Genomic DNA, 11,573 nt, shown 5'->3' on the forward strand with positions numbered 1-11,573 from the left:
TCCGGGATTGTCTGTGGGTGCAACCAGTTGCGTTGATAGCGCACCCACAGGCATCCGACAAGTCCTTGCGCGGAAAAACAGTTACGCCTGTTCGATCTTGTTCAATGACGCGGGGCTTTTTGTCTCGGCGGTTTTGCCTTCCGGCAACAACAGACAAAGGAAGATTGCCGTCAACCCGCCGCTGGTGATCGCCGAGTCGAACAGGTTCTGCACCAGTTTCGGCAACAGGTGCAGCAGGTTCGGTTGCGCGGCGATGCCAAGGCCGACGCCGAACGAAGTGGCGATGATCAACATGCTGCGCCGGTCCAGCGGTGACTGCGCGAGAATGCGTACGCCCGCCGCCGCCACTGCGCCGAACATCACCAGCGTCGCACCGCCGAGCACCGGTTTCGGGATCTGTTGCAGCACCGCACCGATCATCGGGAACAGGCCGAGGCAAAACAGGATCGCGCCGATGTACAGGCCGACGTAGCGGCTGGCAACACCGGTCAATTGGATCACGCCATTGTTTTGCGCGAACGTCGTGTTGGGGAAGGCGCTGAAGGTCGCCGCGATCATGCAGCTCACGCCGTCACCGAGCACGCCACCGCGCAAGCGGCTTATATAAGAAGGGCCGCTGATCGGTTGGCGGGCTAGCATGCAATTGGCGGTGAGGTCGCCGACGGTTTCGATGGTGCTGATCAGATAAATCAGCGCGACCGGCAGGAAAGCGGTCCAGTCGAAGTTGAATCCGAACTTGAACGGCGTAGGAAAACTCACCAGTGGCAAGTCAGGCAACGGCTGCGGGACCAGTTTCCCGCTGAACCACGCCGCGAGGCTGCCGAGCACCAGTCCGATGATGATCGCCGACAGTCGTACCCAAGGCGTGTTCGAACGGTTGAGCAGAATGATCGTCAGCAGCACGAACACGCCCAAGGCCAGATTGCCCGGCGCGCCGAAGTCCGGCGCGTTGAAGCCGCCACCCAGATCGGTGATGCCGACTTTGATCAGGCTGATGCCGATCAGCGTGATGACGATGCCGGTCACCAGCGGTGTCACCACGCGGCGCAACTGACCGATGAAGCGGCTGAGTACAATCTGCACGATTGCGCCGAAAAAGCACACGCCGAAAATCATCGCCAGGATATCTTCCGGGCTGCCGCCGCGCTGCTTGACCAGAAACCCGGCCGACAGCACCGCGCCGAGAAACGCGAAACTGGTGCCTTGCAGACAGATCATCCCCGCGCCAATGCCGAACGGTCGCCGCGCCTGGATAAAAGTGCCGACGCCCGAGACCATCAGCGCCATGCTGATCAGGTACGGCAGATGCGCGGTCAGCCCGAGCGCGGAACCGATCACCAGTGGCGGGGTGATGATGCCGACGAAACTGGCGAGCACGTGTTGCAGTGCGGCGAGAATGGCGGCGAGTGGTTTGGGGCGGTCGTTGAGGCCGTAGATCAGTTCACTGGACGAATCGGGATCTGGCTGCATGGTTTTGGCTTCTTGTTGAAGGACGAGTCAGCCCTTCACTGCAAAAACCTGTCCACTTGCTCAGGTTATTCCTGGATTCTGTCGATGAGGCCCTACCGGGCTGGGCTCTGCGCGCTTATCTATCGCGTCGCGGCCAGACTCTCGAGGAAACTTTCCAGCACCAAATGAGGGCGCCGCCCCTTGCGCGTGACCGATGCCAGACTCAAATCGTAAAAACGCGTGCCGGCCTTGAGCGCACGCAAACGCCCCTGCTGCACCCAAAGGCTGGCGTAGTGATCCGGCAGATAACCGATGTAGCGCCCGGTCAGAATCAGAAATGCCATGCCCTCACGGTCAGAGGCACTGGCAGTGCAATTGAGCGCCTGATAGTGCGCCTGAATCTCCGCCGGCAAACGAAAGGTCGGCGCAATCGCGTCCTGACTGTCGAGGCGTTGATCATCGAGTTGCTTGTCGTCGACATAAAACAGCGGATGACCCACCGCGCAATACAGCAGCGAACGCTCGCTGTATAACGGCTGATATTCCAGTCCTGACAAGGCGCTGGCCTGCGGCACCACGCCAACGTGCAGGCGCCCGTCGAGCACACCTTGTTCAACTTCGTTCGGTGCAATCATACGGATCTGGATCTGTACGTCCGGCCCGCGCTCCTTCAACTGCGCGAGGGCATGGGTGATGCGCATGTGCGGCAGGGTGACGAGGTTGTCGGTGAGGCCGATGATCAGCTCGCCGCGCAGGTGTTGGTGCAGGCCGTTGACCTCAGTGCGGAAACTCTCCAGTGCACTTAACAGCTGTAGTGCCGACTGATACACCTCACGACCTTCCTCGGTCAGGGAAAACCCGGCCCGGCCGCGCTGGCATAAGCGCAAGCCGAGGCGCTGTTCCAGATCGCTCATCTGCTGGCTGATCGCCGAACGGCCGATGCCGAGCACTGTTTCCGCTGCGGAGAAGCCGCCACATTCCACGACACTGCGAAAAATCCGCAGCAGACGGATATCAAAGTCACTGACCTGAGCCAGTGGATCGGCGCGGCGGCTGCTCATTTTTTGTTCTCTTTGTTTAGCGATGATCTAACTGAAGGTTAGAAGAGTTGGATTTCACCGACTTTATCGCCGTGGCAATTTAGCTGCAACAACGCTTTCCATCTCCCTGACGCTTATGCCCTGCGAGGTTTTGCCCGATGAACATGCCTGAAAACGCGCCGTCGCCACTGGCCAGTCAACTGAAGCTGGACGCGCACTGGATGCCGTACACCGCCAACCGCAACTTTCAGCGCGACCCGCGGCTGATCGTCGGCGCTGAAGGCAGCTGGCTGTTCGATGACAAGGGCCGCAAGATCTACGACTCGCTGTCCGGTCTGTGGACCTGCGGCGCCGGGCACACCCGCAAGGAAATTCAGGAAGCCGTTTCGAAACAGCTGGGCACTCTCGATTACTCACCGGGTTTCCAGTACGGCCATCCGTTGTCGTTCCAGTTGGCAGAGAAAATCACCGAACTGACCCCGGGCAACCTGAACCACGTGTTCTTCACCGACTCCGGTTCCGAGTGCGCCGATACTGCGGTGAAAATGGTGCGTGCCTACTGGCGTCTGAAAGGTCAGGCGACCAAGACCAAGATGATCGGCCGCGCCCGTGGCTACCACGGTGTGAACATCGCCGGCACGAGCCTCGGCGGCGTCAACGGCAACCGCAAACTGTTTGGTCAGGCGATGATGGACGTCGATCACTTGCCACACACGCTGCTGGCGAGCAATGCGTTTTCCCGTGGCATGCCGGAGCAGGGCGGTATCGCTTTGGCCGATGAACTGCTGAAGTTGATCGAACTGCACGACGCTTCCAATATCGCTGCGGTGTTCGTTGAACCGATGGCCGGGTCCGCCGGGGTACTGGTTCCGCCGCAGGGTTACCTCAAGCGTCTGCGCGAGATCTGCGATCAGCACAACATCCTGCTGGTGTTCGATGAAGTGATCACCGGTTTCGGCCGCACCGGTTCGATGTTCGGCGCCGAGAGCTTCGGCGTGACCCCGGACCTGATGTGTATCGCCAAGCAAGTCACCAACGGCGCGATCCCGATGGGCGCGGTGATTGCCAGCTCCGAGATCTACCAGACCTTCATGAACCAGCCGACGCCGGAATACGCCGTGGAATTCCCTCACGGCTACACCTATTCGGCACACCCGGTGGCCTGTGCCGCTGGCCTTGCCGCACTCGACCTGCTGCAAAAGGAAAACCTGGTGCAGAGCGTCGCCGAAGTCGCGCCGCATTTCGAAAACGCGCTGCATGGTCTGAAGGGCTCGAAGAACGTCATCGACATCCGCAACTATGGCCTGGCTGGCGCGATCCAGATTGCCGGGCGTGACGGCGACGCGATCGTGCGTCCTTTCGAAGCGGGCATGGCCTTGTGGAAAGCCGGGTTCTACGTACGCTTCGGCGGCGACACCCTGCAGTTCGGCCCAACCTTCAACAGCAAGCCGCAAGACCTCGATCGTCTGTTCGACGCGGTCGGCGAAGTGCTGAACAAGCTCGACTGATTTTTCCCTCTATATATGTACAAAAGTGCCGGCGTCTCTCACGGCGCCTGCGGACCAGAATTCAGGAGTGTTCGATGAGCGTTATCCCGCATTTGATCAATGGCGAACTGGTGACCGAGAACGGTCGCGCGGTGGATGTGTTCAACCCGTCTACCGGCCAGGCGATCCATAAACTGCCATTGGCCAGCCAGGCCACCATTCAGAAAGCCATCGATGCCGCCAAGGCTGCGTTTCCTGCGTGGCGTAATACGCCACCGGCCAAACGCGCCCAGGTGATGTTCCGCTTCAAGCAACTGCTGGAGCAGAACGAAGCGCGCATCTCGCAACTGATCAGCGAAGAGCACGGCAAGACCCTGGAAGATGCCGCCGGTGAATTGAAGCGCGGTATCGAGAACGTCGAGTTCGCCTGCGCCGCCCCGGAAATCCTCAAGGGCGAATACAGCCGCAACGTCGGCCCGAACATCGATGCCTGGTCGGACTTCCAGCCGTTGGGGATTGTTGCCGGTATCACCCCGTTCAACTTCCCGGCCATGGTCCCGCTGTGGATGTACCCGCTGGCGATCGTCTGCGGCAACTGCTTCATCCTCAAGCCATCCGAGCGCGATCCAAGCTCGACGCTGCTGATCGCTCAGTTGCTGCTGGAAGCAGGGTTGCCGAAAGGCGTGATGAGTGTGGTCCATGGTGACAAGACAGCGGTGGACGCGTTGATCGAAGCGCCGGAAGTCAAAGCGCTGAGTTTCGTCGGTTCGACACCGATTGCCGAATACATCTACGCCGAAGGCACCAAGCGCGGCAAACGCGTTCAGGCACTGGGCGGCGCGAAGAACCACGCGGTACTGATGCCGGATGCCGATCTGGACAATGCGGTGAGTGCGCTGATGGGCGCTGCTTACGGTTCCTGCGGCGAACGCTGCATGGCCATCTCGGTGGCCGTGTGTGTTGGCGATCAGGTCGCGGACGCGCTGGTGGCGAAACTGGTCCCTCAGATCAAAGCGCTGAAAATCGGCGCGGGTACCTCGTGCGGTCTGGACATGGGGCCGTTGGTTACCGGTCAGGCGCGTGACAAGGTCTGTGGTTATGTGGATGACGGTGTGGCGGCGGGCGCGACCCTGGTGGTCGATGGTCGCGGTCTGAGCGTCGCCGGTCATGAAGACGGCTTCTTCCTCGGTGGCTGCCTGTTCGACAACGTCACCCCTGAGATGCGCATCTATAAAGAAGAGATCTTCGGCCCGGTGCTGTGCGTGGTGCGGGTGAACAGCCTGGAAGAGGCGATGCAACTGATCAATGATCACGAATACGGCAATGGCACCTGCATCTTCACCCGTGACGGCGAAGCGGCGCGGCTGTTCTGCGACGAGATCGAAGTCGGCATGGTCGGCGTCAACGTGCCGTTGCCGGTGCCGGTGGCTTATCACAGCTTCGGCGGCTGGAAGCGTTCGCTGTTTGGCGACCTGCACGCCTATGGTCCGGATGGCGTGCGCTTCTACACTCGTCGCAAGGCGATCACCCAGCGCTGGCCGCAGCGTGCAAGCCATGAAGCTTCGCAGTTCGCATTCCCTAGCTTATAAGTAGCTGGATGTGCAGAAGGCCGACCTTTCAGGTCGGCCTTCTCGTTTTCGGGGCTTTTTGACCGATATGACAGAAATATGAAAATAGGTGTTGACGGCAGATTCCAGAGGTCTATAATTCGCCCCACTTCCGGCGCAGTCAAAACGGAAAACTCCTTGATATTCAAAGAGTTATGCGGTTTTCGACAGCGGCTTGCTTCAGATTATCGAAGCCTGGAAGGAGTTGAAAGAGCAGTGATGTGTGGCTCTTTTAACGGTTCGATCTTCTCGGTCGAAAGCGGAGAAAAAGAGGTGTTGACAGCAGCGATTAACGCTGTAGAATTCGCCTCCCGCTAACGAGAGATCGGAAGTGCAAGTGGTTGAAGTTGTTGAAGAATTCTTCGAAAGCTTCTGAAAATAATCACTTGACAGCAAATGAGGCTGCTGTAGAATGCGCGCCTCGGTTGAGACGAAAGGTCTTAACCAACCGCTCTTTAACAACTGAATCAAGCAATTCGTGTGGGTGCTTGTGCAGTCAGACTGATAGTCAACAAGATTATCAGCATCACAAGTTGCTCCGCGAGAAATCAAAGATGTAACCAACGATTGCTGAGCCAAGTTTAGGGTTTCTTAAAAACCCAAAGATGTTTGAACTGAAGAGTTTGATCATGGCTCAGATTGAACGCTGGCGGCAGGCCTAACACATGCAAGTCGAGCGGATGAGAGGAGCTTGCTCCTGGATTCAGCGGCGGACGGGTGAGTAATGCCTAGGAATCTGCCTGGTAGTGGGGGACAACGTTTCGAAAGGAACGCTAATACCGCATACGTCCTACGGGAGAAAGCAGGGGACCTTTGGGCCTTGCGCTATCAGATGAGCCTAGGTCGGATTAGCTAGTTGGTGAGGTAATGGCTCACCAAGGCGACGATCCGTAACTGGTCTGAGAGGATGATCAGTCACACTGGAACTGAGACACGGTCCAGACTCCTACGGGAGGCAGCAGTGGGGAATATTGGACAATGGGCGAAAGCCTGATCCAGCCATGCCGCGTGTGTGAAGAAGGTCTTCGGATTGTAAAGCACTTTAAGTTGGGAGGAAGGGTTGTAGATTAATACTCTGCAATTTTGACGTTACCGACAGAATAAGCACCGGCTAACTCTGTGCCAGCAGCCGCGGTAATACAGAGGGTGCAAGCGTTAATCGGAATTACTGGGCGTAAAGCGCGCGTAGGTGGTTTGTTAAGTTGGATGTGAAATCCCCGGGCTCAACCTGGGAACTGCATCCAAAACTGGCAAGCTAGAGTATGGTAGAGGGTGGTGGAATTTCCTGTGTAGCGGTGAAATGCGTAGATATAGGAAGGAACACCAGTGGCGAAGGCGACCACCTGGACTGATACTGACACTGAGGTGCGAAAGCGTGGGGAGCAAACAGGATTAGATACCCTGGTAGTCCACGCCGTAAACGATGTCAACTAGCCGTTGGGAGCCTTGAGCTCTTAGTGGCGCAGCTAACGCATTAAGTTGACCGCCTGGGGAGTACGGCCGCAAGGTTAAAACTCAAATGAATTGACGGGGGCCCGCACAAGCGGTGGAGCATGTGGTTTAATTCGAAGCAACGCGAAGAACCTTACCAGGCCTTGACATCCAATGAACTTTCCAGAGATGGATTGGTGCCTTCGGGAACATTGAGACAGGTGCTGCATGGCTGTCGTCAGCTCGTGTCGTGAGATGTTGGGTTAAGTCCCGTAACGAGCGCAACCCTTGTCCTTAGTTACCAGCACGTAATGGTGGGCACTCTAAGGAGACTGCCGGTGACAAACCGGAGGAAGGTGGGGATGACGTCAAGTCATCATGGCCCTTACGGCCTGGGCTACACACGTGCTACAATGGTCGGTACAAAGGGTTGCCAAGCCGCGAGGTGGAGCTAATCCCATAAAACCGATCGTAGTCCGGATCGCAGTCTGCAACTCGACTGCGTGAAGTCGGAATCGCTAGTAATCGCGAATCAGAATGTCGCGGTGAATACGTTCCCGGGCCTTGTACACACCGCCCGTCACACCATGGGAGTGGGTTGCACCAGAAGTAGCTAGTCTAACCTTCGGGAGGACGGTTACCACGGTGTGATTCATGACTGGGGTGAAGTCGTAACAAGGTAGCCGTAGGGGAACCTGCGGCTGGATCACCTCCTTAATCGACGACATCAGCTGCTGCATGAGCTCCCACACGAATTGCTTGATTCATTGAAGAAGACGATAGAAGCAGCTTTAAGCTCCAAGCTGATAGCTCTGAGCTAACAGTTACAAGCTCGAAATTGGGTCTGTAGCTCAGTTGGTTAGAGCGCACCCCTGATAAGGGTGAGGTCGGCAGTTCGAATCTGCCCAGACCCACCAATTTTGTTATGGGGCCATAGCTCAGCTGGGAGAGCGCCTGCCTTGCACGCAGGAGGTCAGCGGTTCGATCCCGCTTGGCTCCACCATAAACTGCTTCGAAGTTTGAGAGTTTAGAAATGAATATTCGAACTGAATATTGATTTCTAGTCTTTTGATTAGATCGTTCTTTAAAAATTTGGGTATGTGATAGAAAGATAGACTGAACGTTACTTTCACTGGTAACGGATCAGGCTAAGGTAAAATTTGTGAGTTCTCTTAGTTGAGAAATTCGAATTTTCGGCGAATGTCGTCTTCACAGTATAACCAGATTGCTTGGGGTTATATGGTCAAGTGAAGAAGTGCATACGGTGGATGCCTTGGCAGTCAGAGGCGATGAAAGACGTGGTAGCCTGCGAAAAGCTTCGGGGAGTCGGCAAACAGACTTTGATCCGGAGATGTCTGAATGGGGGAACCCAGCCATCATAAGATGGTTATCTTGTACTGAATACATAGGTGCAAGAGGCGAACCAGGGGAACTGAAACATCTAAGTACCCTGAGGAAAAGAAATCAACCGAGATTCCCTTAGTAGTGGCGAGCGAACGGGGACTAGCCCTTAAGTGGCTTTGAGATTAGCGGAACGCTCTGGAAAGTGCGGCCATAGTGGGTGATAGCCCTGTACGCGAAAATCTCTTAGTCATGAAATCGAGTAGGACGGAGCACGAGAAACTTTGTCTGAATATGGGGGGACCATCCTCCAAGGCTAAATACTACTGACTGACCGATAGTGAACTAGTACCGTGAGGGAAAGGCGAAAAGAACCCCGGAGAGGGGAGTGAAATAGATCCTGAAACCGTATGCGTACAAGCAGTGGGAGCAGACTTTGTTCTGTGACTGCGTACCTTTTGTATAATGGGTCAGCGACTTATTTTCAGTGGCGAGCTTAACCGAATAGGGGAGGCGTAGCGAAAGCGAGTCTTAATAGGGCGTCTAGTCGCTGGGAATAGACCCGAAACCGGGCGATCTATCCATGGGCAGGTTGAAGGTTAGGTAACACTGACTGGAGGACCGAACCGACTACCGTTGAAAAGTTAGCGGATGACCTGTGGATCGGAGTGAAAGGCTAATCAAGCTCGGAGATAGCTGGTTCTCCTCGAAAGCTATTTAGGTAGCGCCTCATGTATCACTGTAGGGGGTAGAGCACTGTTTCGGCTAGGGGGTCATCCCGACTTACCAAACCGATGCAAACTCCGAATACCTACAAGTGCCGAGCATGGGAGACACACGGCGGGTGCTAACGTCCGTCGTGAAAAGGGAAACAACCCAGACCGTCAGCTAAGGTCCCAAAGTTATGGTTAAGTGGGAAACGATGTGGGAAGGCTTAGACAGCTAGGAGGTTGGCTTAGAAGCAGCCACCCTTTAAAGAAAGCGTAATAGCTCACTAGTCGAGTCGGCCTGCGCGGAAGATGTAACGGGGCTCAAACCATACACCGAAGCTACGGGTATCATCTTCGGATGATGCGGTAGAGGAGCGTTCTGTAAGCCTGTGAAGGTGAGTTGAGAAGCTTGCTGGAGGTATCAGAAGTGCGAATGCTGACATGAGTAACGACAATGGGTGTGAAAAACACCCACGCCGAAAGACCAAGGTTTCCTGCGCAACGTTAATCGACGCAGGGTTAGTCGGTCCCTAAGGCGAGGCTGAAAAGCGTAGTCGATGGAAAACAGGTTAATATTCCTGTACTTCTGGTTATTGCGATGGAGGGACGGAGAAGGCTAGGCCAGCTTGGCGTTGGTTGTCCAAGTTTAAGGTGGTAGGCTGAGATCTTAGGTAAATCCGGGATCTTAAGGCCGAGAGCTGATGACGAGTGTTCTTTTAGAACACGAAGTGGTTGATGCCATGCTTCCAAGAAAAGCTTCTAAGCTTCAGGTAACCAGGAACCGTACCCCAAACCGACACAGGTGGTTGGGTAGAGAATACCAAGGCGCTTGAGAGAACTCGGGTGAAGGAACTAGGCAAAATGGCACCGTAACTTCGGGAGAAGGTGCGCCGGTGAGGGTGAAGGACTTGCTCCGTAAGCTCATGCCGGTCGAAGATACCAGGCCGCTGCGACTGTTTATTAAAAACACAGCACTCTGCAAACACGAAAGTGGACGTATAGGGTGTGACGCCTGCCCGGTGCCGGAAGGTTAATTGATGGGGTTAGCTAACGCGAAGCTCTTGATCGAAGCCCCGGTAAACGGCGGCCGTAACTATAACGGTCCTAAGGTAGCGAAATTCCTTGTCGGGTAAGTTCCGACCTGCACGAATGGCGTAACGATGGCGGCGCTGTCTCCACCCGAGACTCAGTGAAATTGAAATCGCTGTGAAGATGCAGTGTATCCGCGGCTAGACGGAAAGACCCCGTGAACCTTTACTATAGCTTTGCACTGGACTTTGAATTTGCTTGTGTAGGATAGGTGGGAGGCTTTGAAGCGTGGACGCCAGTTCGCGTGGAGCCATCCTTGAAATACCACCCTGGCAACTTTGAGGTTCTAACTCAGGTCCGTTATCCGGATCGAGGACAGTGTATGGTGGGTAGTTTGACTGGGGCGGTCTCCTCCTAAAGAGTAACGGAGGAGTACGAAGGTGCGCTCAGACCGGTCGGAAATCGGTCGTAGAGTATAAAGGCAAAAGCGCGCTTGACTGCGAGACAGACACGTCGAGCAGGTACGAAAGTAGGTCTTAGTGATCCGGTGGTTCTGTATGGAAGGGCCATCGCTCAACGGATAAAAGGTACTCCGGGGATAACAGGCTGATACCGCCCAAGAGTTCATATCGACGGCGGTGTTTGGCACCTCGATGTCGGCTCATCACATCCTGGGGCTGAAGCCGGTCCCAAGGGTATGGCTGTTCGCCATTTAAAGTGGTACGCGAGCTGGGTTTAGAACGTCGTGAGACAGTTCGGTCCCTATCTGCCGTGGACGTTTGAGATTTGAGAGGGGCTGCTCCTAGTACGAGAGGACCGGAGTGGACGAACCTCTGGTGTTCCGGTTGTCACGCCAGTGGCATTGCCGGGTAGCTATGTTCGGGAAAGATAACCGCTGAAAGCATCTAAGCGGGAAACTTGCCTCAAGATGAGATCTCACTGGAACCTTGAGTTCCCTGAAGGGCCGTCGAAGACTACGACGTTGATAGGTTGGGTGTGTAAGCGCTGTGAGGCGTTGAGCTAACCAATACTAATTGCCCGTGAGGCTTGACCATATAACACCCAAGCAATTTGCTGACCTGAAAAGGCGCCAGATTGCGGTGTGTGAAGACGAAACGAACCGAAAGTTCGAAACGCACAAACACCGAAAGCTGTCACATACCCAATTTGCTGAAGCGAGGCCATCTGGTCACGAGTCAGTACCCGAATTTCTTGACGACCATAGAGCGTTGGAACCACCTGATCCCATCCCGAACTCAGCAGTGAAACGATGCATCGCCGATGGTAGTGTGGGGTTTCCCCATGTGAGAGTAGGTCATCGTCAAGATTAAATTCCGAAACCCCAATTGCGAAAGCAGTTGGGGTTTTGTTTTGCCTGCGAGAAAGTTCTTACAGGCTTCGCAGACCTCGTCCGGCTGTCACAGCCGGCCGACAATGCTAAGGTTCTGCCTCGGCTTTAGCGATTTTCCAAGGAATCCA

At 55.5% G+C, this 11,573-nt stretch carries 4 protein-coding genes, 2 tRNA genes and 3 rRNA genes; 7 read left to right on the plus strand and 2 right to left on the minus strand.

The features are described 5' to 3' along the window. Positions 1-81 precede the first annotated feature (81 nt). Positions 82-1,470, minus strand: coding sequence for a uracil-xanthine permease family protein (locus ACZ9BE_RS01145; RefSeq protein WP_476248826.1), 1,389 nt, complete (start codon positions 1,468-1,470; stop codon positions 82-84). Positions 1,471-1,589: 119 nt separating this feature from the next. Beyond that, entirely contained in the window at positions 1,590-2,510 is a 921-nt protein-coding gene (locus tag ACZ9BE_RS01150; protein ID WP_056787796.1) for a LysR family transcriptional regulator, read from the minus strand. Between the two features lie 137 nt (positions 2,511-2,647). On the opposite strand from ACZ9BE_RS01150, the gene aptA reads away from it, so the two are divergent. The 7 genes from aptA to rrf all read left to right on the plus strand — a co-directional run bounded on the left by aptA (position 2,648) and on the right by rrf (position 11,421). Then, positions 2,648-3,997, plus strand: coding sequence for an omega-aminotransferase AptA (gene aptA, locus ACZ9BE_RS01155; protein ID WP_064362892.1), 1,350 nt, complete (start codon positions 2,648-2,650; stop codon positions 3,995-3,997). A gap of 74 nt (positions 3,998-4,071) precedes the next feature. Beyond that, positions 4,072-5,565 (plus strand): CoA-acylating methylmalonate-semialdehyde dehydrogenase, encoded by a 1,494-nt coding sequence (locus ACZ9BE_RS01160; RefSeq protein ID WP_323621788.1) that lies wholly within the window; start codon positions 4,072-4,074, stop codon positions 5,563-5,565. A gap of 629 nt (positions 5,566-6,194) precedes the next feature. Next, positions 6,195-7,731 (plus strand): 16S ribosomal RNA (locus ACZ9BE_RS01165). Between the two features lie 123 nt (positions 7,732-7,854). Next, positions 7,855-7,931, plus strand: a tRNA-Ile gene (locus tag ACZ9BE_RS01170). 10 nt (positions 7,932-7,941) lie between these two features. Beyond that, positions 7,942-8,017: transfer RNA gene (locus ACZ9BE_RS01175), tRNA-Ala, on the plus strand. A gap of 238 nt (positions 8,018-8,255) precedes the next feature. Continuing rightward, positions 8,256-11,149, plus strand: a 23S ribosomal RNA gene (locus tag ACZ9BE_RS01180). A 156-nt stretch (positions 11,150-11,305) separates the two neighbouring features. Then, a 5S ribosomal RNA gene (rrf, locus tag ACZ9BE_RS01185) occupies positions 11,306-11,421 on the plus strand. Together the 16S, 23S and 5S rRNA genes with 2 tRNA genes alongside form the textbook arrangement of a ribosomal RNA operon. Positions 11,422-11,573 lie beyond the last annotated feature (152 nt).

The organism is Pseudomonas sp. TE9122 (assembly GCF_056278925.1).